21 protein-coding genes and 1 pseudogene are annotated in these 22,869 nt (G+C 59.8%); 14 read left to right on the top strand and 8 right to left on the bottom strand.

Translation table 11 applies throughout. The annotated features are described in order from the left end of the window. Window positions 1-111 precede the first annotated feature (111 nt). A pseudogene (locus AB4O22_RS17075) lies at window positions 112-294 on the bottom strand (BrnA antitoxin family protein); the annotation flags it as partial. 662 nt (window positions 295-956) lie between these two features. Between AB4O22_RS17075 and AB4O22_RS17070 the strand changes: the two are divergent. After that, window positions 957-1,232: a hypothetical protein gene (locus AB4O22_RS17070; protein WP_013692639.1), complete on the top strand. Its 276-nt coding sequence runs from the start codon at window positions 957-959 to the stop codon at window positions 1,230-1,232. A 312-nt stretch (window positions 1,233-1,544) separates the two neighbouring features. On the opposite strand, the gene AB4O22_RS17065 is transcribed toward AB4O22_RS17070, so the two are convergent. Beyond that, window positions 1,545-2,477 (bottom strand): IS110 family transposase, encoded by a 933-nt coding sequence (locus AB4O22_RS17065; RefSeq protein ID WP_223473198.1) that lies wholly within the window; start codon window positions 2,475-2,477, stop codon window positions 1,545-1,547. A gap of 654 nt (window positions 2,478-3,131) precedes the next feature. On the opposite strand from AB4O22_RS17065, the gene AB4O22_RS17060 reads away from it, so the two are divergent. Both AB4O22_RS17060 and AB4O22_RS17055 read left to right on the top strand, forming a co-directional pair. Further along, a complete protein-coding gene (locus AB4O22_RS17060) occupies window positions 3,132-3,419 on the top strand; it encodes a metal-sensing transcriptional repressor (RefSeq protein ID WP_003199793.1) in 288 nt (95 codons plus the stop codon). A 7-nt stretch (window positions 3,420-3,426) separates the two neighbouring features. Further along, on the top strand, window positions 3,427-4,317 hold the full coding sequence (locus AB4O22_RS17055) for a nickel/cobalt efflux transporter (protein WP_460096801.1): 891 nt from the start codon (window positions 3,427-3,429) through the stop codon (window positions 4,315-4,317). Window positions 4,318-4,327: 10 nt separating this feature from the next. Here the strand turns inward: AB4O22_RS17055 and AB4O22_RS17050 are convergent, their stop codons facing one another. Next, window positions 4,328-5,275, bottom strand: a complete 948-nt coding sequence (locus tag AB4O22_RS17050; RefSeq protein WP_003199798.1) for a LysR substrate-binding domain-containing protein — start codon at window positions 5,273-5,275, stop codon at window positions 4,328-4,330. 182 nt (window positions 5,276-5,457) lie between these two features. On the opposite strand from AB4O22_RS17050, the gene AB4O22_RS17045 reads away from it, so the two are divergent. Further along, window positions 5,458-6,753 (top strand): dicarboxylate/amino acid:cation symporter, encoded by a 1,296-nt coding sequence (locus AB4O22_RS17045; RefSeq protein ID WP_003199800.1) that lies wholly within the window; start codon window positions 5,458-5,460, stop codon window positions 6,751-6,753. Window positions 6,754-6,763: 10 nt separating this feature from the next. Next, window positions 6,764-8,260 carry a cysteate racemase gene (gene cuyB, locus AB4O22_RS17040; protein WP_100263698.1) on the top strand — a complete coding sequence of 499 codons (1,497 nt, stop codon included), beginning with the start codon at window positions 6,764-6,766 and terminating at the stop codon, window positions 8,258-8,260. Between the two features lie 4 nt (window positions 8,261-8,264). Here cuyB and AB4O22_RS17035 read toward each other — a convergent pair whose 3' ends face one another. Beyond that, complete coding sequence (locus AB4O22_RS17035; RefSeq protein WP_041931128.1) at window positions 8,265-9,173, bottom strand: AraC family transcriptional regulator; 909 nt, start codon at window positions 9,171-9,173, stop codon at window positions 8,265-8,267. Between the two features lie 186 nt (window positions 9,174-9,359). On the opposite strand from AB4O22_RS17035, the gene AB4O22_RS17030 reads away from it, so the two are divergent. From AB4O22_RS17030 to AB4O22_RS17020, 3 genes are all read left to right on the top strand, one after another. After that, a complete protein-coding gene (locus AB4O22_RS17030; protein ID WP_003199809.1) occupies window positions 9,360-10,409 on the top strand; it encodes an NAD(P)-dependent alcohol dehydrogenase in 1,050 nt (349 codons plus the stop codon). A gap of 388 nt (window positions 10,410-10,797) precedes the next feature. Further along, on the top strand, window positions 10,798-12,015 hold the full coding sequence (locus tag AB4O22_RS17025) for an MFS transporter (RefSeq protein ID WP_460096799.1): 1,218 nt from the start codon (window positions 10,798-10,800) through the stop codon (window positions 12,013-12,015). 153 nt (window positions 12,016-12,168) lie between these two features. Then, complete coding sequence (locus AB4O22_RS17020) at window positions 12,169-12,405, top strand: hypothetical protein (protein WP_223472372.1); 237 nt, start codon at window positions 12,169-12,171, stop codon at window positions 12,403-12,405. Between the two features lie 46 nt (window positions 12,406-12,451). Here AB4O22_RS17020 and AB4O22_RS17015 read toward each other — a convergent pair whose 3' ends face one another. From AB4O22_RS17015 to AB4O22_RS17005, 3 genes are all read right to left on the bottom strand, one after another. Continuing rightward, entirely contained in the window at window positions 12,452-12,940 is a 489-nt protein-coding gene (locus tag AB4O22_RS17015; protein ID WP_460096797.1) for a hypothetical protein, read from the bottom strand. A gap of 140 nt (window positions 12,941-13,080) precedes the next feature. Further along, a complete protein-coding gene (locus AB4O22_RS17010; protein WP_058545613.1) occupies window positions 13,081-13,368 on the bottom strand; it encodes a helix-turn-helix domain-containing protein in 288 nt (95 codons plus the stop codon). A gap of 2 nt (window positions 13,369-13,370) precedes the next feature. Further along, window positions 13,371-13,685: a type II toxin-antitoxin system RelE/ParE family toxin gene (locus tag AB4O22_RS17005; protein WP_114731147.1), complete on the bottom strand. Its 315-nt coding sequence runs from the start codon at window positions 13,683-13,685 to the stop codon at window positions 13,371-13,373. Between the two features lie 131 nt (window positions 13,686-13,816). On the opposite strand from AB4O22_RS17005, the gene arsN2 reads away from it, so the two are divergent. After that, the gene (gene arsN2, locus AB4O22_RS17000; RefSeq protein WP_460096795.1) at window positions 13,817-14,248 is read left to right on the top strand and encodes an arsenic resistance N-acetyltransferase ArsN2; all 432 of its coding nucleotides are present in this window, start codon (window positions 13,817-13,819) and stop codon (window positions 14,246-14,248) included. Here arsN2 and chrA read toward each other — a convergent pair. Then, on the bottom strand, window positions 14,245-15,603 hold the full coding sequence (chrA, locus tag AB4O22_RS16995; protein WP_460096794.1) for a chromate efflux transporter: 1,359 nt from the start codon (window positions 15,601-15,603) through the stop codon (window positions 14,245-14,247). The genes arsN2 and chrA overlap by 4 nt on opposite strands. A 196-nt stretch (window positions 15,604-15,799) precedes the next feature. Between chrA and AB4O22_RS16990 the strand changes: the two genes are divergently transcribed. From AB4O22_RS16990 to AB4O22_RS16970, 5 genes are all read left to right on the top strand, one after another. Then, window positions 15,800-16,459 (top strand): ribonuclease T2 family protein, encoded by a 660-nt coding sequence (locus AB4O22_RS16990; protein WP_028237671.1) that lies wholly within the window; start codon window positions 15,800-15,802, stop codon window positions 16,457-16,459. 202 nt (window positions 16,460-16,661) lie between these two features. Then, on the top strand, window positions 16,662-18,233 hold the full coding sequence (locus AB4O22_RS16985) for a GGDEF domain-containing protein (protein WP_460096792.1): 1,572 nt from the start codon (window positions 16,662-16,664) through the stop codon (window positions 18,231-18,233). 205 nt (window positions 18,234-18,438) lie between these two features. After that, the gene (locus tag AB4O22_RS16980) at window positions 18,439-21,015 is read left to right on the top strand and encodes a bifunctional diguanylate cyclase/phosphodiesterase (RefSeq protein WP_460096790.1); all 2,577 of its coding nucleotides are present in this window, start codon (window positions 18,439-18,441) and stop codon (window positions 21,013-21,015) included. Window positions 21,016-21,084: 69 nt separating this feature from the next. Then, window positions 21,085-21,879, top strand: a complete 795-nt coding sequence (xth, locus tag AB4O22_RS16975; RefSeq protein WP_223472376.1) for an exodeoxyribonuclease III — start codon at window positions 21,085-21,087, stop codon at window positions 21,877-21,879. A gap of 115 nt (window positions 21,880-21,994) precedes the next feature. Continuing rightward, entirely contained in the window at window positions 21,995-22,819 is an 825-nt protein-coding gene (locus tag AB4O22_RS16970) for an arylamine N-acetyltransferase family protein (protein ID WP_460096788.1), read from the top strand. Window positions 22,820-22,869: the final 50 nt, after the last annotated feature.

Raw genomic sequence — 22,869 nt, 5'->3', positions numbered from 1 at the left:
GGGCGGATTATAGCCCATCCGATTGGCATGGCCTACGTCGCGCCTGGACGAATCAGGTTTGACCGTGCGAGGCCGCTTTCGGGCTGACTATTCCAGACTGTGAGCAGTCTTTGATAGCAGGCCCTGGCGCAGTAGATGGTTGATGACGGTTTGATATCCAGTGCCGAGACTTTCGGCGTACTCGTAAGCGGCCTTGATCACTTCATCATCAAGCATGATGGTTATGCGGGTTTTTCCTTCGCTGTTCGTAACGGGACCCCGCTTGGCCGTGCTGAAGTCATATTCTTCTTTCATAAGTTATCCCTGGGTACTGCGCAGTTTATTTTTGAGGCTATTCGTGCGCCCATGGCTGCGCTTCACCGTACGATAGAATCTTTGATGATACCAAGGCGTTGGTCGCTCATTCGTTTCGAGATTTGTCCTTGTCGCCCATAGCTGCGCTGCCCAATCCATCGCCGGACACTCTCATCGGAAATTTCCCTCAAGACGCGTCGCTCCCCGCTGACTATCCACCCAATCACCCCGTGCGCTAAGTTCTCTCCTCGCTGCAAATTCAGCGAGAGGGTGTGGAAGCCCTCACGAAAACCTAGCGCGTTGCACCGCTAAATTAAAAAGCAGACGCTTTTCCTAGGTCTGCTGTTAAATTACGGCGGCTGTACGCGGGGCGCCTTCGGGTGCGCCGGGTCCTAGGTTCTCGGTCTTCCACACCCGCGTACAGCTGCCACCCACCAGGTGGAAGTGGTGAAGGCAGTTCCTTTACATAACCTAGGTACAAGCCAATGAAAAAGCTCACCCCCAACCCTCCGAAAACCACAATCTATCCAAGGTGGCTTTCGTCTAGCGTCACCCAAGAATATCTCCTGCCAAATATCCGAATCTCGATCCGGGATTCGCTTCCTTTGCCAGCGGCATCCCAATCCGCCACTGACCTCCCATCCCTGCAGGAGTAACCCCTCATGTCCCGTTACATGCCCATCACCGGTATCGAAAACAATTTCCATGCGCTCTTGATCGACACAGAAGCTCCGCTGGACGTGCTGCACGACACCGCCGCTTACCGCATCGCCGCTGTCACCCAGTTGTTGGAAAACCTCGCCATGCGTTCCGACATCAGTACGGACGCCGTGATACTCCATGATTTTGCCCAAGTGCTAGCGATCCCACTGCGCGATGGGTGTGATTTGCTGGATGTGATTGGGCGGCGATTGCAGGCGCAGGTTTTGGCGTCGTAAGGGAAGTGGGCGACTTCACGAGGTCGCCTGCACTGTCTTGCTCATCACCCTTTGCAGTCTGCAATCCTGTGGGAGCGAGCCTGCTCGCGATAGCGATGGGGCAGTTGATGGAGGCGTTGGATGTGATGCCGTCATCGCGAGCAAGCTCGCTCCCACAGTTTTTCCGGGTTGTTCACAGATAGTGCGTTCACCACAAATCTTTGTGTGGGAGCAACTGTCTTGGATGATTTATTTAGCCATCTTTTCCAGGGACAGCGAGGCTCCCACAGCTCTGGGCTATGCAAGTCTGAAGGGGATTCCCATAATCACAATTCAGGCGATGCGGCCCTTCCACTCAGAACCATCCCGGATCATTGCGTTTAGACGTACCAACAAGACTCGCATACATGCGATGAGCGCAACCTTGGCGCATTTACCTCTCTCGCGCAGCGCCTTATACCGCGCATTGAAGTCAGGCTGAAACCTGATCACAGACCAGCAGGCCATATACAGAGCGCGTCTGGCGGCGAACCTACCGCCACTGATGTAGCGTTTGCCTTTGTGCGTACCGCTATCGTCGTTGTAGGGGGCGATACCTGCTAATGCAGCGATCTGACGCCGGCCAACCTCGCCGAGCTCTGGAAGATAGGCCATTACACTAGCCGCCGTAACGAGACCGATCCCCTTGACCGAGCGCAGACGAGTAACTTTTTCACGGTCCAGGCTTTCAGCGCTTTGACGGATCAATTTTTCTATCAGCTTAACGGCTTCACATAGATAGTCGATATGACTCTGCAACGCGGGTTTGACTGCCTCAGACGAGGCCGTTTTAAGTCTGCGCTTGTCGTCATCTCTTTGCTGAACAAAGTTTTCCCGTTGCTGGACCAGTGCGCGTAAGTCGTCCTGTTCGGCACTTGTGACCCGGCTGTTAGCAGATTTGATAACCGCTGCAAATTGTGCCAGGAGGCGCGCATCTATCGGGTCGGTTTTAGCTTGTTGTCCCATTGCTTTGGCAAAGTTCTTGGCACGGCAAGGGTTGATCCGAATGACCTCAAAGCCTGCAGCCTGAAGCGCTTTCATGACGTTTCGTTCGTAACCGCCTGTGGCTTCCAGCAACACGCGACCGACCTGATGGAGCAGTAGCCAACCAATTAATCCAGGAAAATCACCCTCGGCGTTAGGGCAACTCACCCCGACATCTAACAGATCAACCTGAACCTGAAGACTGTCTTTGGAAACATCAATACCTGCTGGATAGGAAAACATAGCCAAACCCTCTTACACTCAAGGTGAGAGCGCTCTGGCTTGGCCCACGCTTGTAACTGTTCGAGGTGGGCTCGTTCAACTGTTCGGGCTCAATGACCAGAGTGGAGAGGTGAGTGGCAGCATGGGCTCCCACACGTGCTTTAAGCACTTCGGGCGTTCAGCTTGCCGCCCACCGCTCTCACCTTCAGTCTAATCGCAGCGCAAGACACAAGCGGGCTTGCTCGCGAAAGCGGTGTGTCAGTTTGCAGGATGCTGGTTGTGCTGGCGCCTTCGCGAGCAAGCTCGCTCCCACAGTTTTTCCGGGGTGTTCACAGATAGTGCGTTCACCACAAATTCCTGTGTGGGAGCGGGCTTGCTCGCGATAGCGGTGGGTCAGTTGGTGAGGATGTTGGATGTGATGCCGTCATCGCGAGCAAGCTCGCTCCCACAGTTTTTTCCGGGGTGTTCACAGATAGTGCGTTCACCGTAAATCCATTGTTGGAGCGAGCTTGCTAGCGATAGCGGTGGGGCAGTTGGTGGGGATGTTGGATGTGCTGCCGTCATCGCGAGCAAGCCCGCTCCCACAGGTTAGTCGGCGTTTCGATGGGTTTGCTTGTATCCTCCCTGGGGGGATAGGATGACGGGGTAAATTCACCGAAACACAGGGCTCAAGTCATGAGTGCGCACGACCACGAACATCCCCACCAAAGCCATGCGGCGATCGTCAAGCGTCTCAAGCGGGCAGACGGTCATTTGCGCAGCATTATCACGATGATCGAAGAGGGTCGTGAGTGCGTGGATATTGCCCAGCAGTTGCATGCGGTGGAGAAAGCGGTGTGCCAGGCCAAGCGGACGTTGATCCAGGATCACATCGATCACTGCCTGGAGGACACCGTTTCGTCGTTGCATAAAGGCGAGCGCGCGCCGCTGGAAGCCTTCAAACAAATCACCAAGTATCTCTAGGCCCGACATGCCCAATTTTGCTGAATTGCTACAACAGGGTGGCACTCACGCCTGGCTGTATTTCCCCAGCGCTATCTTGCTGGGCGCCTTGCATGGCCTGGAGCCTGGTCATTCGAAAACCATGATGGCGGCGTTTATCGTGGCGATTCGGGGCTCGGTCAAGCAGGCGGTGTTGCTGGGCTTGGCGGCTACGCTATCCCACACTGCGGTGGTGTGGCTGGTCGCGATCGGCGGCATGTACTTGGGCCAGGAGTTGGACGCCGAAACCACCGAGCCTTATTTCCAACTGGCATCCGCTGCGCTGATCATTGCCATCGCGCTGTGGATGCTGTGGCGTACCTGGCGCGGCGAGCAGATGTTCAGGTTCGCGCAAAGTCACGACCACCATCATCACGATCACGATCACGATCACGATCACGATCACGATCACGATCACGATCACGATCATCATCACCACCACCACGAACATGACCACGGGCATCCCGAACCCAAAGGCCTGGCGCTGTCGCTGGAGGGTTACCAGGACGCCCACGAACAGGCGCATGCCAATGATATCCGCAAGCGCTTCACCAACCGGGAGGTCACCACCGGCCAGATCATCGTGTTCGGCCTGACGGGCGGGCTGATTCCTTGCCCCGCGGCCATTACCGTCCTGCTGTTGTGTCTCCAGGTCAAAGAAGTCGCGCTGGGCGGCCTGCTCGTCCTGTGCTTCAGCATCGGCTTGGCGATTACCCTGGTGACCGTGGGGGCTGCGGCGGCCATTGGCGCACGGCAGGCGTCCAATCGCTGGCCTTGGCTGGGCACCGTTGCTCGCCGGGCACCTTACTTGTCCAGCGTGTTGATCATCGGCGTCGGTCTCTACGTGGGCATCCATGGCTGGATCGGCTTGAACGCGTAGCCTCCACCGATCAGTTCGCACCTTCTGACACAGAGGGTGCGCTGCCCGGCCGCTGCAACGAAGCGCCTTCCAAGGTCTTCCACAGCTTACGCATCGTCGGGTTGCGATTGGCAATCGCACAGTACGAGCGAATCTCCAGGCGCGTGCTCCATTGCTCGCCACCGGCCCGCACCAACAGCCCGCGCTCCAACTCGTCGGCCACCGCACTCTGCGGCAACCAGGCCACGCCGTAGCCCTCGATGGCCATGCGCATCAGCAGCATCGCCATGTCCGCTTCATAGCAGCGTTCCAGCGCGATCGGTTCAGGGCCGTTGTTGATGACGATATCCGCCACGCGTCCGAGGAACGTCGTTGCCGTGTAGGCCAGGTAGGGCACTGGTTTACCGGCGCGGCCGGGCAGGCGGAACAGCGGTTCGCCCTTGCGGTTGGGCGCGCACAGGGGGATGAACGCATCGTGGCCGAGCACCAGGCTGCCAAAACGCTCGGGGTCCAGCAGGATGGGCGCAAGCGGATGGTGGTAGACCATCATCAAGTCGCAACTGCCTTCTTCCAATGCAATGACGGCGTCATGAATGTTGGCGGCCACCACCCGGGCGTTGAACTGTTCGTTGTGTTGCTGGAACTGCGAGAGCCACTTGGGCAGGAAGGTCATGGACAGGCTGTGGCCGGCGGTGATCTGGATCGAGCGTCCGGGCATTCGTTCCACGTCGCGCAGCGTCGAGCGCAACCTCAGTAATCCGGCGAGGGCCTCTCGGCTTTCATCGCAGAAGGTGACTCCCGCGGGTGTGAGTTGGACAGGGTAGGTGCCCCGGTCCACCAGCTTGACGCCCACCCATTCCTCAAGTGAGCGGATACGCCGTGACAAGGCCGATTGCGTCACGCAACGAACCTCGGCCGCACGGGAGAAGTTTTTCCATTCACCAATCGCCAGAAGATCATCCAGCCACTTGAGTTGCATATCGGAATCCCCGTTGTGAGGGCTCGATTTTACTGTGCAACTCCCCGGCATAGCGCGGCCTTTTGCTAACTATTCCAAAAGCGCATGGGGCTAGCTGGATTACTCATCATCCTCCCGAATACGCTCCTTAGAATCGATCCCTGCCAAGTAAAAAACTCCAAGAACTACTTGAGGACAGCACCGTGAAGAAGAATAAGCTCCCACGTCGAATTGCAATGGGCATTGCCCTGGGCGTACTTGTTGGTTGGGCGTGTCACCATTTCGCAGGGAGCGAGCAAAGTGCCAAAGAGATCGCCACTTACTTCTCGATGGTCACTGACATTTTCCTGCGCATGATCAAGATGATCATCGCGCCGCTGGTCTTCGCGACATTGGTGGGTGGTATCGCCAGCATGGGCAATTCCCGTTCCGTTGGCAGGATCGGGGCTCGGGCGATGGCCTGGTTCGTCACCGCTTCGCTTGTGTCGCTGCTGATCGGGATGGGCCTGGTCAACCTGTTTCAACCCGGTGCCGGGTTGAACATGGACGTGGCCCAGCACGCAACGGCGGCCGTGCCGGTCAATACCGGCGACTTCAGTCTCAAGGCGTTCATCGGCCATGTGTTTCCGCGCAGCATTGCCGAAGCGATGGCCAACAACGAGATCCTGCAGATCGTGGTGTTTTCGCTGTTCTTCGGCTTTGCACTGGCCGGTGTGAAACGGGCGGGCTACACCCGGATCACCGATTCCATCGAAGAGCTGGCGAAGGTGATGTTCAAGATCACCGACTACGTGATGGCGTTCGCGCCGATTGGGGTGTTTGCCGCGATCGCCTCGGCCATTACCACCCAGGGGCTTGGCTTGCTGGTGGATTACGGCAAGCTGATTGCTGAGTTCTACCTGGGGATCATGATTCTCTGGGCGTTGCTGTTCGGTGCCGGTTACCTGTTCCTTGGTCGCTCGGTTTTCCACCTCGGCAAGCTTATTCGCGAACCGATTCTCCTGGCCTTTTCCACCGCCAGCAGTGAGTCCGCCTACCCGAAAACCATCGAGGCGCTGGAGAAGTTTGGCGCGCCAAAGCGCGTGTCCAGCTTCGTGTTGCCCCTGGGTTATTCGTTCAACCTCGACGGTTCCATGATGTACCAGGCGTTCGCCATCCTGTTCATTGCCCAGGCCTACAACATTGATTTGAGTTTCACGCAGCAGATCCTGATTCTTCTGACACTCATGATCACCAGCAAGGGCATGGCCGGTGTCGCGCGGGCTTCGGTGGTCGTGGTCGCGGCCACGTTGCCGATGTTCAATCTTCCCGAGGCGGGGCTGTTGTTGATCATCGGTATCGACCAGTTCCTCGATATGGCCCGCACGGCCACCAACGTGGTGGGTAACAGCATCGCGACGGCGGTTGTCGCCAAGTCCGAACCACACGAAGAGGTCGACGAGGACGAGGGCGTACATGCCCCGGTTCGGTCGCGATCCGAGCCGGTGCCGGTGGCTTGAGGAGACGTTCATGAAGGCTAAAGCGAAGTCGAGTCACAAGGCTTCTGTGGTGCGCAAGTTGGGCATCGTCGGCGGGCTTGGGTCACTGGCCGGGGGCGATCTGTTCTACAAATTGGTCAAGTCCCGGGCAGTGCTCGAGGATCAGGGGCGCTACCATTTCCTGTTCGAGCAGCACCCGTTCAAGGACGTGCTGCTGCCGCTGGACCAGGGCGCGAGCATGACGTCGCGCAAGTTCTATGTGTTCCAGGTGTGCAAGTCGTTCGAGGACAGTGGCTTCGATGCGGTGATGCTCCCGTGCTTCGCCAGCCATACCTTTCGCGCTGAAATCGAGGAGGAGTTGGGCATTCCCGTGCTGGACATGATGGCCGCCTTGACCCGGCACGTCAGCCACACGGTGCCGCCCAAGACGACTTTGGGGGTGATCGCCTCCGACTTCGTGCGCCATTGCGGATTGTTCGAGCGACATTTCGGCAAAGACTTCCAGATTGTTTACCCCGACGCAGACGCTCAAGCGGGGTTGATGGAGGCGATGTACGGTCTCAACGGCATCAAGGACGGTCACCTCGAAGGCGTGCCGCTTGAAGCGGTCTATCGGGCGTGTCTCTCATTGCAGGCCCAGGGTGCGACGGTGATCCTGCCCGGCATGACCGAGCTGTCCCTGGTCTGTGCCGATTTGCAGCGTCGCGGGATCACCGTGCTGGACGTCAATGAGATCTACGCCGACTTCGCAACGCTGGACCAGCAGCCCAGGCGCCCACCTTTCAAGCTGGGCATCGTGGGCGGCGTTGGGCCAGCCGCCACGGTGGACTTCATGGCCAAGGTGGTGGCCAATACCCCGGCGGGGAAGGACCAGGACCACATCAAGATGGTGGTCGAGCAAAACCCGCAGATACCGGATCGGACGGCCAACCTGCTGCGCGATGAAACCGACCCGACGATGGCGATGTATGCCGCCTGCAAACGTCTCGAAAGTGCTGGCGCCAATGCCATTGCGATTCCCTGCAACACTGCCCATGCCTTCGTCGAGCGGATCCAGGCGCACCTGAGGGTGCCCATCGTGAATATGTTGAGTGAGACGGTGGAGTGGATCGCGCGCACCTATGGTTCGGGCAAGGCGATTGGCCTGCTGGCGACTTCCGGTACGGTGCAGAGCCAGGTCTATCACCAGGCGGCGCGCCAGGCCGGGCTCCAGGTCCTCACGCCAGGTGTCGATTACCAGGCGATGGTCATGGACGCCATCTACGGACCGCGGGGTATCAAGGCCGGCTTCACACAGGGGCTCTGCAAGGAGCAACTGTTGCTGGCGGCCGAGCATCTGTGCGAGCTGGGGGCGGGGGTGTTGATCCTGGGGTGCACGGAGTTGCCGCTGGTGCTGGCGCATTGCGAGGCGTTCGAGATCAATGGGCACAGGGTGGCGCTTGTTGATCCGACGATGATCCTGGCGCAGAGGTGCGTTGCGTTGGCGCAAAAGGCACCGCTCAGTGGGAGCAAGCTTTGCTCCCACTGATGAATCAACCAGCCTTGGCCGACCCGCGCAGCGCCGCAATGTCGCGCTTGGGCGGCACGCCAAACAAGCGGGCGTATTCGCGGCTGAACTGGGAAGGGCTTTCATAGCCCACCTTGAAGGCCGCACTCGCCACGTCTACGTGTTCGTTGAGCATCAAGCGTTTTGCTTCGTTCAACCGCAGCCACTTCTGGTATTGCAGCGGGCTCATCGCCGTGAGCTGGCGGAAGTGGTGGTGAAACGTCGGCGCGCTCATTTGCACCCGCGCGGCGAGGTCGTCTACGCGCACGGGTTCGGTGTAGTTCAATTTCAACCAGTCGATGGCCTTGGCGATCCGGTAGCCCTGGCTATCGACCGAAACGATCTGCCGCAGCCGGGCGGCCTGGTCGCTGAGCAGCAACCGGTAGTGGATCTCGCGCTGGATCAACGGCGCCAATATGGGGATCGCTTCGGGTTCATCCAACAACCCCAGCAGACGTGCGAACGGCGCCAGCAGGTCGGGTGTCGCGGTGCCGATTCCCGCGCCGATCCCGACCGCTCGATCACGCGGCGGCGACAGGCTGCCTTGGGCGATCAGATCGGCCACCATGCGCAAGTCGAGCCTCAGGACCAGGCCCAGGCAGGGCTGTTCCGGGCTGGCCTGCATCACCTCGGAATTGGCGGGGATGTCCAGGGAGGTCATGAGGAACCGCCCGGTGTCGTAGCCATAGGCTTCGCCGCCGATCCAGACCTGCTTCTCGCCTTGGGCCACCAGCACGATGCTCGGTTCGATCATGCAAATCACCGGCGGCGCTGGGGCTTCACGCCGAAAGAAGGCGAGGCCGGCGATGGGCGTTTCAAAGTCGCCCGGGTGTGAGGTCCGGCCGCCGATGATGGCGGCCAGAGTCTCTTGTACGGATCTGCGTTGGATGGCCATGTCGGGTCCGGGTGTCATCTCAGCTCAAGCGCTATAGGCAGAACATTAACTCGGCAAACGAAGCGCTGCCTATGCGAAATGGAGAAGCTCATAGAATCAGGCAAGAATTTAACCGTAATGCACTACCTGCCGGCCGGGATGAGCCCTGAAGATAGAACCTCATTCAATCCAGCAAGGAGTCTTCTGATGCGTGTACAAGCCTACGGCGCCCACGCGGGCGACAAGCCCCTTGAACCCCTGCAGATCACTCGTCGCACGCCGGGCGCGCATGACGTCCAGATCGACATCGCTTTTTGTGGTATCTGCCATTCGGACCTGCACCAGGTGCGTGCCGAGTGGGCGGGTACCCAGTTCCCTTGCGTGCCGGGCCACGAAATCGTCGGTCGGGTCGCGGCGGTCGGCGCCCATGTGTCCGGCTTCAAGACCGGCGACCTGGTGGGCGTCGGCTGCATCGTCGACAGCTGCAAGCATTGCGACGACTGCGACAGCGGTCTGGAAAATTATTGTGACGGGATGATCGGGACCTACAACTTTCCCACCCCGGATGAGCCCGGTTGGACGCTGGGTGGCTATTCGCAAAACATCGTGGTGCATGAGCGCTATGTGTTGCGCATTCGTCACCCCGAAGCCCAACTGGCCGCCGTCGCGCCGCTGCTCTGCGCAGGCATCACCACCTATTCGCCGCTGCGCCACTGGAACGTCGGGCCGGGCAAGAAAGTCGGCGTGGTCGGCATCGGTGGCCTGGGCCACATGGGCATCAAGCTTGCCCATGCGATGGGGGCTCACGTCGTGGCGTTCACCACCTCCGAGTCCAAGCGTGAGGATGCCAGGCAGTTGGGGGCCGACGAGGTCGTCGTGTCGCGCAATGCTGAAGAAATGGTTGCGCACACCAAGAGTTTCGATTTCATCTTGAACACCGTGGCGGCCCCTCACGACCTGGACGCGTTGCTGGTGCTGCTCAAGCGCGACGGCACGATGGCCCTGGTGGGCGCCCCGGCAACCCCCCATCCTTCGCCGAATGTCTTCAACCTGATCATGAAGCGGCGCACCCTCGCCGGGTCGATGATCGGCGGCATCCCCGAGACCCAGGAGATGCTCGATTTCTGCGCAGAGCACGGCATCGTCGCCGACATCGAACTGGTCCGGGCCGAGCAGATCAACGCGTCCTACGAGCGCATGCTCAAGGGCGATGTGAAGTATCGCTTCGTGATCGATAACGCGACCTTGGTCGGCTGAAGACAGGCGCTAACCGACCGCTCGCGATAGCGGTCCGCCTGCGACAGAGATGTTGGATGTGCCACCGTCATCGCGAGCAAGCTCGCTCCCACAAGGGAATATGTGGCGGGCACGAAACGCATGAACACCCCCCATTCAAAACTGTGGGAGCGAGCCTGCTCGCGAAAGCGGTCTGCCTGAGGCGGTGATGTTGGATGTGCCGCTGTCATCGCGAGCAAGCTCGCTCCCACACGGGGAGGTGTGGCGGGCACGAAATATGTGAACACCCCCATTCAAAACTGTGGGAGCGAGCTTGCTCGCGATAGCGGTCTGCCTGAGACAGTGGTGTTGAATATGCCGCCGTCAATCTGCCCACAGATCCATCAAAGAAACACAGGATTGTCCTCCAATGACAGATAACTCATCGCCACAAGTCCAGCCCGCCTGGGGCGCGGTACTTGCCATGGCCCTCGCCGCATTCGTGCTCGTTGCCTCGGAGTTCATGCCAGTCAGCTTGCTGACGCCGGTAGCGGCGGATCTTCACGTCAGCGAAGGGCAGGCCGGTCAAGGCATTGCCGTCTCTGGCGCCTTTGCCCTGATCACCAGCCTGTTCATCGCATCGATCGCCGCCCGGGTCGACCGCAAATGGCTCCTTTTGGGGCTGACATTGCTGATGATCGTTTCAGGCACCGTGGCGGCGTTTGCACCAAACTATGCGGTATTCATGCTCGGTCGCGCGTTGATCGGCGTGGCGATTGGCGGCTTCTGGTCGCTGTCGGCGGCCACGGCCATGCGGCTTGTGCCGGACGATCAGGTTCCGCAGGCACTGGCCATCGTCAATGGCGGCAATGCCTTGGCGACGGTGATCGCTGCGCCGCTGGGCAGTTTCCTGGGGGCGATCATCGGTTGGCGTGGCGCGTTTTTCTGCATCGTGCCCGTCGCCGCCATCGCCCTGGTCTGGCTGCTGTTACGCCTGCCCTCCATGCCTTCGCAGGCGAAGCAAGGCAGTACCAATGTCTTCAAGTTGATGACCCGGGCGCCGGTCGCACTCGGCATGCTGGCGGTCAGCACATTTTTCATGGGCCAGTTCATGTTGTTCACCTACCTGCGACCGTTCCTTGAAACGGTGACGCAGGTGAGCGTTTCCATGCTGTCCTTCATGCTGTTGGTGATCGGTGTGGCGGGATTGCTGGGCACCTTTCTGATCGGGGCCTGCCTGAAAAACAACCTCTATCGGACGCTCATCGTCATCCCGCTGTTGATGGCCGCGATTGCCATTGCCCTGGTGGGGTTCGGTGGCTCGATCACGATCACGACCGTCCTGCTCGGCCTTTGGGGCCTGGTGGCCACGGCGGCGCCCGTAGGTTGGTGGACCTGGCTTTCGCGGACGCTGCCGGAAGATGCCGAAGCCGGCGGCGGCCTGATGGTGGCGATCGTCCAGCTCGCCATCGCCGCGGGCGCGACAGTGGGCGGCCTTCTGTTCGACCTGAGTGGCTATCGCGCGACCTTCGAAACCAGTGCGGCGTTGTTGGGCGTTGCTGCTGTTCTTACGGTGCTGGCCGCTCGGTCAGCGCTTCGGGAATCTTCATCGGCTACGGATGCAGCACTCTATGGCTCGGCGGGTTGAGGCGAGCCGTGTAAGCCAAAGAAGATTGGAAGGACGACCGTTGGGCGCCTTGAGTTGGTGGCACATTGATGGCTTGTTATGCTCTGGGTTTGTTATCCATGACGTTGGTTGATTGTGACTACCGAGCGAATTTCCCAGTTAGAGCAAGCCCTTATGGCCGTGATCGCCGCTGCCGGGAAGATAGGGATCAACAGCGATGAACTGTGTGCACACGCCGTGGGCGGGCTGATGTTCGATCCGTACTGGAGCTGGGCGGATACCCGATACGCGCAAGGCGCGGCTGACGAAATCGACAATGCCTTGCATAAACTCGTGGGAAGACCGGTGGAGGAACTGACGCTACCGGTGCCAGGGAGCGATCCAACCGTCGAATCAGCGTCGCAGTTCTAGTGGGTTCTCCAAAGAAATGGGCGACCTCAAGGGTCGCCCATTTGCGTTAAAGCCCCAGGCCTTGCTCGACCAGCGCGAGCAAGGTGTCCTCGTCCAGCATGACGGGTTCAGGATGCGGTTGTGCGGACAGGCGCAGTGCCTGGATATGCCAGAGCGATTCACCATGTTCGCCGAGTGTGCGCACGATGCAGTGTTCCTGCTCCTTCATATGGACTTCAATGCAGCCTTCGCCCTTGGACGAGAAACGCGCAATCGGGTCGAATGAAATGCGCTGATGATTGCCTTCGATCACCAGTTGATCGATGGCGTAGCTGTACGTCGAACCGCTGGAATGACTTTCAAATACATGGGTGGGGTTGCGTCGAATGTCCAGGCCAGCCTCACACACGGGCGCCAACCAGATTTCGATCTGGCGATACAGTTCGTAGACCTGGGCGGGCCAGTGCTCGATCGCCAGGTCGGCGCAGTTGTCGGTATCCGCGCGGGTTTGCTGGGTTTTCCTCAGTTTGGCCGCTAGCTCGTCTGCCTTGCTCATGTCGATTCCCTGTCGTGATGATAGGTTGAGCTTAGCTGATGGGCTGGGGTGTTCATTTGCGCTGGGTCATGGAGTGGGGAAGCAAGCGCCTTCACAACATGGAAGCGGTGCCTGAGAGGTTCTGTTCATTTCGGTAACGCTTAAACTGCCAAAGCGCTGATCACGTGTTTCGGATCATTATGAATCGCCCGCAACAGCGCTTTAGCGGGGCCGGTTGGCTCGCGTCGTCCTTGCTCCCAATTGCGAAGCGTGCCCAATTGGACGTCGATCAGTGCTGCAAATTTGGCTTGGGTCAGGCCGGTAGCCTTGCGTATTTCTTTCACCTGCAGCGCATCGACGATGAACTCCCGGGACGGCTGGCGCTCGCCTCGAACGATTTCATCCATCTGTTGTACGCTTTCCATCAGCTCATCGAAAAATTTGCTCATGGTTATCTCCAGTGCTCGACAATCATTTTTAATGCTTTGCGTTGATCGACAGTCAAATCTTGCTGTTCATTTTTCGGGTATATCATCAACAGCGCGATCCGCGAAGCATGGACAAAGTGGTAGTAGATCACCCTGGCCCCACCCCGTTTGCCATGGCCTTTGGCTGCGATGCGGATCTTTCGGATCCCCCCGGTGGCTTCCATAACATCACCAGCGGAGGGGTTGCAGACCAATAGTTTCTGTAGGACAGCGAAATCATCGTCATCCATCAGTTCTTTGACTCGCCGGGTAAAAATTGGAGTTTCAATAAAAATCATTGCTAATGTACGCCAGTGGCTTACTTTTGAGCAATCCTATTGAACTTCACCTTCCGATTCACCCCGTGAGTTGTAACCAAATTCGGGAATGCCCCGATGATCAGGGCAGGACACAGGACCGAGCACCAACCATGCGCATGACAACACTGAGCAATAACGATCTGGGACCGTTGCGCGATGCGCTCACCCTGGCCGGCCTTCCCGTGGACGACCTGACGTCTCCCGGTCGACAGTTCTTCAGCTTCAGCCACCAAGGCGTTGACGTGGCATTTGGTGGCCTTGAGGGGGAGGGGCGCGACCGGTTGCTACGTTCGCTGGTTGTCCTTGAGGGGCAGCGGGGGAAGGGCACTGGCGCGGCGGTGTTGGCCGCTATCGAGGCGTTTGCGAAACGTGAGGGTGTAGAGCAGCTCCATCTGCTGACTGACAGCGCCGCGGCGTTTTTTACCGGCCAGGGCTATCAGGCGCGGGACCGCTCGCTGGCGCCTGCTTCGATCGGTGCGACGGCTCAATTCAAAACCTTGTGCCCGGCTTCGGCGACGTACCTGAGCAAACGCCTCGTCTAGCGCAGCAAGTGCACCGCCAGCCCAGCCAGCCCGCACGCCAGCAACACCTGGATCACCCCCAGCTTGTAGCGAAACAGCGCAATGGCCGCTGCGATTGCGATGATTGCCGACGGCCAGTCCAGGGCACCTGCAAAACCGTTGGGCCAGAGTACGTGGTAACCGAAGAAGCACGCCAGGTTGAGGATCACCCCGACCACCGCCGCGGTGATCGCAGTCAGCGGCGCGGTGAATTTCAGCGCGTTGTGCGTCGATTCCACCAACGGGCCGCCGGCCAGGATGAACAGAAACGAGGGCAGGAACGTGAACCAGGTCACCAGCGTGGCCGCGACGGCCCCGGCGAGAAACGCCTGTTCGGGACCAAACACCTGCATCACGTAGCCTCCGACGAAACCAACGAAGGCCACGACCATGATCAGCGGCCCGGGCGTGGTTTCGCCCAGGGCCAGGCCATCGATCATTTGTGTCGGCGTCAGCCAGCCGAAGTGTCCGACGGCGCCCTGGTACACGTAGGGCAAAACCGCATAGGCGCCGCCAAACGTCAGCAATGCAGCCTTGGTGAAGAACCAGGCCATTTGCGTCAGCGTGCCTTCCCAGCCGAACACCGCGGTCAGCAGGCCCATTGGCAACGCCCACAACAGGGCACCGATGATCACCAGCCGGGCGAGCCTGAAGGCGCTGAACCGGACGTGGTCCGGGGGCGGGGTGTCATCGTCGATCAATGCCGGGCCGAAGGATTGGTGCTTGTCATCGTGGCCGCCCAGGCTGAATTTTTCCGGTACCCAGCGACCGCCCAGGTAACCGATGACGGCGGCACCCAGCACGATCAGCGGGAAGGGCACGTTGAAGGCGAATATCGCGGCGAACGACGCCGCGGCGATCGCCCACAGCCAATTGTTCTTGAGTGCGCGGGAGCCGATCCGGTGGGCGGCATGCACCACGATTGCCGTTACCGCTGGCTTGATGCCGTAGAAAATGCCCGCCACTATCGGCACTTCGCCAAAGGCGACGTACAGCCAGGACAACGCGATGAGAATGAACAACGAAGGCAGCACGAACAGTGCCCCGGCGATGATCCCGCCCCAACCGCGGTGCATCAGCCAGCCCAGGTACGTGGCCAGTTGCTGGGCTTCTGGTCCCGGCAGCAACATGCAGTAATTAAGGGCATGCAGGAATCGTCGTTCGGAAATCCAGCGTCGGCGCTCCACCAACTCCTGGTGCATGATCGAGATCTGCCCCGCAGGGCCGCCGAAGCTGATGAAGCCCAGTTTGAGCCAGAACCAGAAGGCCACGCGCAGGCTGACGGCGTCGGGTCTGGTCAGGGGGCGTTTGTCATCGGTTCGGGTCGGTTTGCTCATGGGCGACGGGGCACGTAAAAGTCAAAGGCGATCTACGTTATGAGGCGTTACGCAATTTAGATAGCCCCCCGGCAAGCTTTGTTTGTAAAAAAGGTCTGCTTGTGAAAAACAGCCCTTCAAACAGTTGAAACACAAGGTTGAAACAATCATCGCCCGATCATCCCGCTTTCGCACAGTCGCCCCAAGGAGTGGGTCAATGAAACAACGTCTTGCCATTGTCGTGCTGATCGTACTGACACTGGGTTCCATGGGCGCGGCCAATGCCCGCGAATCCGGCAACGCACGGGCGCAATCCGTGGCCGGGGTGTTTGATTACTACTTGCTGGCGCTGTCCTGGTCACCGACGTTCTGCCTGACTCACCAGAAGGATGCGCAGTGTTCCGGCAAGGGCTACGGCTTTGTGCTCCATGGCCTCTGGCCGCAATACACCCGGGGTGGGTGGCCGCAAGCCTGTGCGCCCCAGGTGCCGTTGACGGCGGCGGAGCAGAACAAGGGCCTGACCTTGTTTCCCACCCGCAAGTTGATGGCACATGAATGGTCCAAGCACGGCACTTGCAGTGGCCTGGGTGCCATGGGCTACCTGGAAGTTGCCGACAAAGCCTTGGGCGCGGTGAAAATCCCACCGCAGCTGCAACCATTCAATTCCTCGTATTATTTCGAGGCTGATGAAATCATCCGGCTGTTCCGCCAAAGCAATCCAGGCATCGCTCCCGACGGCATTGCGGTGATTTGCAGCGGGCCGCAACTGTCGGAAGTGCGGGTGTGCATGGACAAGGACTTGGCGTTCGCCGCGTGTGGCAGGGGCGTCAGGACACAATGCCGCGCCGGGGAGATCCGGGTGCCGCCGGTACGGTGAGAGCGACGGCCCTAGCCACCAGTGTTCATCGTTCTGAAGAGGGCATTTTTATCGGCTGGCAGGCGGGGTTTTGGATCCACTGCAGCCACCCATCGGCTCTGCTGCACGGGCAAATTGCCGCCTCACAAGCGGTAGGCTAAGCTCACGAATATTGGGGGCTTTGAGCGAATTCGCTCATGTTTTGCCCCCTTCAGGAATTCGCTTGCCAATCTCTATTTTCGATCCTTTCCATGTCCCTGGCGGTGCCTTGAAGCGCCTGCCGTTGCTCAAGGCAGCGGTTACGTTTATCGCGGCGGTGTGCCTGTGCCTGTGCGGTCTGCTTTACCTGCAACTGGAGCAATCGCGCAGCCACGATCTGGAGTCGGCCCGCGTCGCTTCGGCGACCCTTACCCGGGCCATGGCCCAGCAGGCCCAGGACACCTTCCTCCAGACTGATCTGGTGTTGGCCAGTCTGACGGATTGGATCCAGGTCGATGGCTACGGCCCCGCCGTACAGCCACGCTTGCAGCAGACCTTTGCCCGCCGTGTGCAATCGCTTGAGCAATTGCATGGCCTGTTCCTGTTCGACAAGCACGGTCACTGGGTGGTGACCTCTTTTGACAACCTGCACAGGGGCGCAGGGGTGGCGGACCGGGATTATTTTGCTTTCCACCAACAGAATGCCTCCTTGATCGCTCATATCGGCCCGGCGATTCGCAGCCGGCAAAACGGCGAATGGATCATTCCCGTTTCCCGCCGTTTGAACGATCAGGATGGCAACTTCCAAGGCGTGTTGATGGCCGGCATCAAAATGTCGTACTTCGACCGATTCTTCAAAAGCTTCAGCCTGGATGAGCAAGGCGAGATGGCCCTGGCTTTGTCTGACGGGATACTCTTGGCCCGGCGCCCCTTCGATGAGGGGCGGATCGGTCACCCGCTGGCCGAGGAACACATCTACAACCATATCCTGACCGGCGGGATGTCTGGCGATGCACTCATTCGTTCGACCATCGACGGTGTCGTCAGGCTGTATGGGCACCAGCATCTACAGGCTTATCCGCTGGTGGTCACTGCTGCGATGTCTGAGGACGCGATCCTGTCGGGGTGGCATGACCGGGCTTTCCAATCCAGCCTCATTGTCGGCCTGGTGGTGCTGGGTATTTGCTTGTTCGGCTGGGTATTCGTGCGCCAGGTACGTAACAGCGAACGGATCGAAGCGGACTTGCGCAAGGCTCAGCAAGCGTTGGAGCTGATTGCCACCCATGACAGCCTCACCGGGCTGGCGAACCGGCGCCTGTTCGAACGGGCCCTGGACATCGAGTTCGGCCGGGGCGCCCGTCAGCGCAGCCCCTTGAGCCTGATCATGCTCGATATCGATTTTTTCAAGCGCTACAACGACGCCTATGGGCACGTGGCCGGGGACCATTGCCTGGCGGAAGTGGCCAAGGTGCTCAAGGACTGTTGCCATCGCAAGGCCGATCTGGCGGTGCGTTATGGCGGCGAAGAGTTTGCGGTTTTGTTGCCCGACACCAATCTTTCGGGGGCCATGGCGTTGGCCGAGCAGATCCGCCGCAGCGTCATCGACAAGCACATCACCCATTCCGGCTCCCCGACCGGCTACCTCACGGTGAGCCTGGGCTGCTATGCCTTTGTGCCCAGCGGCCTGGACAGCATCGAAGTCTTCATCCAGCGGGCCGATGCGGCGCTTTACCAGGCCAAGCACGGCGGCCGCAACCGTGTGGCGGTGTTATCGACGGAAGGTGGGCTCGATACGCTGGCGCGCTCGGATCGTTGAGATCGGTTGGAATCATCGGCAACGTGCCACGGTCCATTGTTCAGACACTGCGCTGGTGCCATTTACGAGGTGTGTAGGTTCTTTCGCAAAAAACCGTGGGCTCGCCAAGTGATCAGGCAGCGGGTGCTAAGGTTGGGAGCATGACTGGCCGCGGATCCTCACCGTCCTCGATCCAAGCCAGCGTTGACAGGACAGGAGCAGATCAATGGATTCCGCTGCCGATACGCCTTCAAGCACTGCGCGTCACACACCGATTACCCGTCGCCTGGTCGTGGCGGTCGGGGCACTATTTGTCCTGGGCGTCCTGGTGGCGGTTGCCGCGTTGTTCGATATTGCGCAAAAGCTGGACGCGGAGGATGTGCGCAAGACGCATTTCTATATCGAGCGCGCCCTCGAGAATCGCACCGCCGCCGCGAAAAACTACATCGCCAGTTACGCCTACTGGACCACGGCCTACGAGCGCCTCAACGGCGAGGTCGACGTGCAATGGGCCTACGCCGAACAGAACATGGGCAAGACCCTGTTCACCAATGATGAATACGAGGGTGTGTTTGTCATTGATCGGCAACGCACCAAATACGCCGTGGTGCGCGGGCGCAATGTCCAAGGTGATGCCGCGGTTTATATGAATGCGTCGCTGACCAACCTGGTGGACCAGCTCCAGGCGCAGCCCGACCTGACGATGTCCACGACCCGCTACACCTTGTTCGAGGGCTGGCCGGCCATCGTCACGGCTTCGGTGATTCTGCCCAATGACGAACGGCCCCAGGTCGAGTCCAAAGGCACCTCGGTCTTGCTGTTTGTCGACCAACTGACACCGGTCAAGCTACGCAAGCTGGGCAAGAGTTATGGCCTCGCCGACTTGAACCTCAAGAAAGACATCGAGCTTGAGCCCGGCCAGCCGGCCGTGCCGCTGGACAGTACCGGTTTCAGCCTGGTGTCCCGCCTGGAGCGGCCGGGCCAGCAATTACTCTGGTCCCTGGTGCCGCCGCTGGGTGGCGCATTGTTTATTCTCGCACTGCTGACTGCCTACTTTTCTCGCTATGCGTTGCGCACGGCACGGCATGTGGACGCCAGTTACGACAGCCTGGAACATTCGGCGCATGCCCTCGAGGCCAGCGAAGAGCGCTTTCGGGCCGTGGCCGAGGCGGCTTCCGACTGGATTTGGGAAATCGACGGGCAGCAACGCATCACTTATCTGTCGGGGCGTTTCAATACGGTCACCGGGTTTTCCGACCAGCAATGGCTGGGGCAGGACATCGAGCAACTGCTGTATTGCGATACCACACCGATTGCCCTCTGGCTGGGCAAGTTGACGGAGGAACAGAGCGCCAGCAACTTGCGCTGTTCCTATCGCGATCATTCCGGGCAATTGCGTTTCTGCCGTGTATCGGCACGCCCGATCTATAACAAGGCTGAGGTGGTGGGCTATCGCGGCACCGCCAGCGACATCACCGATGAAGTGGCGGCCCATGCCCAGGTCCAGCATCTGTCGATGCACGATGCGCTGACCGGCCTGCCGAACCGTAACAAGCTGGCGCGGCACCTCGATGATGCGCTGGTGGCCAAGGAGCATTCCGCACCGTTGACCTTGCTGATGGTCGACCTGGACAATTTCAAGCCGATCAACGACTCCCTCGGCCACCCGGCCGGCGACGCGGTGTTGCTGGAAGTGGCCCAGCGATTGCGCGACTGCACCCGCGAGCAAGACCTGGTGGCGCGCCTGGGAGGGGACGAGTTCGTGGTGGTGCTCAACGGGATGGAGCACACCACTGAGATCGACCGATTCTGTGAGCGGCTGATCGACAGCCTGCAGCAGCCGATCCTCTACGAAACCCATTCGTTGCACATCGGTGCGAGCATTGGTATCGCTGTCAGCCGCCGCCAGGGTTATGTACCCGGAGAACTGATCCGCTGCGCCGACATTGCCTTGTACCAGGCCAAGTCCGAGGGCAAGAAAACCTGGTGTTATTTCGCCTCGCAGATGAACGATCAGATCCAGCATCGTCGCCAACTGGAAAGCGACCTGCGCCAGGCTGTGAAGAAAAACGAATTCGTCCTGCATTTCCAGCCGCGCTACACCGTCGATGGTCGGGAGATCGTGGCGGTCGAGGCGTTGGTTCGCTGGCAGCATCCGACCCAAGGCTTGTTGAGTCCCGACGCCTTCATTCCGTTGGCCGAGCAAACCGACCTGATTGTCCCGCTTTCGCGATGGGTATTGCGCGAGGCCTGCGAAACCGCGCTGACCTGGCCGGGAGAATTGATGGTCTCGGTCAACCTGTCGCCGGCGCAGTTCGAGCGCAGCGATGTGGTGGAGGATGTTCGACAGGTGTTGATCGAAACCCGTTTCCCGGCGAGCCGCCTGGAACTGGAGATCACTGAAAACGTGATGCTCAACGACGTTGATGGCGCCCTGCAGGTCATGAATGCCCTAAAGGAACTGGGCGTGCGCTTGAACATGGACGATTTCGGTACCGGTTATTCGTCCCTCGGTTATCTGCGCACCTATCCATTCGATGGCATCAAGATCGACAAGCGCTTCATTGCTTCGATGAGCAATAGCAGCAATGACCGCGCCGTGGTGCAGGCGATCATCAACCTGGGCAAGGCCATGGGGCTGACGGTGACTGCCGAGGGCGTGGAAACCCAGGCCCAGCTCGGCTCACTGGGCTCGGACCAATGTCACGAAGTGCAGGGTTATTTCCTCAGCCGGCCGATCGACAAGCAAGCCTTTGCACACTTATTGGCGAGTGGCCTGCCGTTGCCGAAAACGGGTTCCTGAAAACCTGTTGCAACCACCCAGTCCGGTTGTCGGTCACAACTGTGACTTGGCATTTCGAGTTCTGGCGCTATGAAAAACCTTCGGATCGCGACCTTCAACATCAATGGCATCCGGGCCCGGCTGCCCAACCTGCTGGAATGGCTGGAGCGGGAAAAACCCGACATTGCCTGTTTGCAGGAGCTCAAGGCGGTGGACAAGGATTTCCCGGCGGCGGAGCTGGAGTCGGTAGGGTACGGGGCGATCTGGCATGGGCAGGCGTCCTGGAACGGCGTTGCGATCCTGGCCCGTGACTCGCAGCCGCTGGAGAGCCGCCGAGGCTTGCCCGGTGGGGATGACGACAATCACAGTCGCTATCTGGAGGCGGCGGTGCATGGCGTGCTGGTGGGCTGCCTGTACCTGCCCAACGGCAATCCGCAACCGGGTCCGAAGTTCGATTACAAGCTGGCGTGGTTCGAACGGCTGATCGACTACGCCCAAGGGTTGCAGGCCAGCGATCACCCCGTGGTGCTGGCCGGTGATTACAACGTGGTGCCCACCGACATGGACATCTACAACCCGCGCTCCTGGCTCAAGGATGCGCTGTTGCAGCCAGAAAGCCGCGCGTGCTACCAGCGGCTGCTGGACCAGGGCTGGACCGATTCGTTGCGCCACCTGTATCCGGACGAGCGGATCTATACCTTCTGGGACTATTTCCGCCAGCACTGGCAGAAAAACTCCGGGCTGCGCATCGATCACCTGCTGCTCAACCCGGCGGCCAGCGCCTACCTGAGCGAGGCCGGCGTGGACGCCTGGGTCCGGAACCAACCCCATCCCAGTGACCATGCGCCCACCTGGATCCGGCTGGCGTCACGCAAGCGGCGGTGACCAGGGAGGCATCCGGTCGATTGTTGTCTCTGTGAGGGGAATGCCTTATACCTGGCGCCCAATAGCAGTGCGCTTGTCGTGAGCGCAGCGCCGACCCTGGAAAAGGACACCCCTCATGAGTCACCCCCAACTGAGCGACACGGCCCGCTATCTGCGGCGCCTGGGTTTCGACGCCCCCCCAGCGCCGACCCTCGACACGTTGCGCCAACTGCAACAGCGCCATACCGCCGAATTCCCTTTTGAAACCCTGTCGACGTTGCTGCGTCAGCCCGTGCCCGTCGACCTTGAATCGGTCGAACGAAAAGTGTTCGAACAGGGGCGCGGTGGCTATTGCTATGAACTCAACCAACTGTTTTTGGCGCTGTTGCTGGAGTTGGGTTTCGACGCCCGCGGCATCACCGGGCGCGTGGTGATGAACGCGCCTGAAGGCTCTTGGGCTGCCCGGACCCACCGGTTGAGCCTGGTGACGTTTGACGGCGAGCTCTACATCACCGACGTCGGCTTTGGTGGCATGGTGCCCACTGCGCCGTTGTTGCTGGACAGCCGTGAAGCCCAAACAACGCCCCATGAGCCGTACCGCATCGAAACCCATGCGGACGGTTACATGTTGCGCGCCAACGTCGCCGACGAATGGCGGCCGATGTACCTGTTCGATCTGCAACGCCAGGAAGACATCGACTACACCCTCGGTAATTGGTACGTCAGCAGTCACCCGGAATCGCCGTTCATGGGCCGGTTGATGGTCGCGCGTACCGGTGACGGGTTGCGCAAGACCCTGAACGGCAACAGCTATGCGGTGCACCGGATAGGGCAGGAGAGCGAGCGCCGGGTGATCGCCGATGCCGATGAGTTGATCGACTTGCTCGAACAAGAGTTTGGCCTGCGCGTACCGCCGCGCGAGCTGTTGCGGCCGGCGATAGTGGGGTTGCTCCAGCCATAAAAAGGCTGTTGGCCGGGGAGCCTGTTCCTGCGTATGGCAACAAGTTGTAT

It is taken from the genome of Pseudomonas sp. S3_B11, from assembly GCF_054667715.1.
This window is presented reverse-complemented; position numbering and strand designations above follow the sequence as displayed.

What these genes read in the sequence shown, in the direction of transcription:
- AB4O22_RS17070 (WP_013692639.1), top strand. Translation starts at nt 957, where the DNA reads ATGTCCCGTTACATGCCCATCACCGGTATCGAAAACAATTTCCATGCG.
- AB4O22_RS17065 (WP_223473198.1), bottom strand. Translation starts at nt 2,477, where the DNA reads ATGTTTTCCTATCCAGCAGGTATTGATGTTTCCAAAGACAGTCTTCAG.
- AB4O22_RS17060 (WP_003199793.1), top strand. Translation starts at nt 3,132, where the DNA reads ATGAGTGCGCACGACCACGAACATCCCCACCAAAGCCATGCGGCGATC.
- AB4O22_RS17055 (WP_460096801.1), top strand. Translation starts at nt 3,427, where the DNA reads ATGCCCAATTTTGCTGAATTGCTACAACAGGGTGGCACTCACGCCTGG.
- AB4O22_RS17050 (WP_003199798.1), bottom strand. Translation starts at nt 5,275, where the DNA reads ATGCAACTCAAGTGGCTGGATGATCTTCTGGCGATTGGTGAATGGAAA.
- cuyB (WP_100263698.1), top strand. Translation starts at nt 6,764, where the DNA reads ATGAAGGCTAAAGCGAAGTCGAGTCACAAGGCTTCTGTGGTGCGCAAG.
- AB4O22_RS17035 (WP_041931128.1), bottom strand. Translation starts at nt 9,173, where the DNA reads ATGGCCATCCAACGCAGATCCGTACAAGAGACTCTGGCCGCCATCATC.
- AB4O22_RS17030 (WP_003199809.1), top strand. Translation starts at nt 9,360, where the DNA reads ATGCGTGTACAAGCCTACGGCGCCCACGCGGGCGACAAGCCCCTTGAA.
- AB4O22_RS17025 (WP_460096799.1), top strand. Translation starts at nt 10,798, where the DNA reads ATGACAGATAACTCATCGCCACAAGTCCAGCCCGCCTGGGGCGCGGTA.
- AB4O22_RS17020 (WP_223472372.1), top strand. Translation starts at nt 12,169, where the DNA reads ATGGCCGTGATCGCCGCTGCCGGGAAGATAGGGATCAACAGCGATGAA.
- AB4O22_RS17015 (WP_460096797.1), bottom strand. Translation starts at nt 12,940, where the DNA reads ATGAGCAAGGCAGACGAGCTAGCGGCCAAACTGAGGAAAACCCAGCAA.
- AB4O22_RS17010 (WP_058545613.1), bottom strand. Translation starts at nt 13,368, where the DNA reads ATGAGCAAATTTTTCGATGAGCTGATGGAAAGCGTACAACAGATGGAT.
- AB4O22_RS17005 (WP_114731147.1), bottom strand. Translation starts at nt 13,685, where the DNA reads ATGATTTTTATTGAAACTCCAATTTTTACCCGGCGAGTCAAAGAACTG.
- arsN2 (WP_460096795.1), top strand. Translation starts at nt 13,817, where the DNA reads ATGCGCATGACAACACTGAGCAATAACGATCTGGGACCGTTGCGCGAT.
- chrA (WP_460096794.1), bottom strand. Translation starts at nt 15,603, where the DNA reads ATGAGCAAACCGACCCGAACCGATGACAAACGCCCCCTGACCAGACCC.
- AB4O22_RS16990 (WP_028237671.1), top strand. Translation starts at nt 15,800, where the DNA reads ATGAAACAACGTCTTGCCATTGTCGTGCTGATCGTACTGACACTGGGT.
- AB4O22_RS16980 (WP_460096790.1), top strand. Translation starts at nt 18,439, where the DNA reads ATGGATTCCGCTGCCGATACGCCTTCAAGCACTGCGCGTCACACACCG.
- xth (WP_223472376.1), top strand. Translation starts at nt 21,085, where the DNA reads ATGAAAAACCTTCGGATCGCGACCTTCAACATCAATGGCATCCGGGCC.
- AB4O22_RS16970 (WP_460096788.1), top strand. Translation starts at nt 21,995, where the DNA reads ATGAGTCACCCCCAACTGAGCGACACGGCCCGCTATCTGCGGCGCCTG.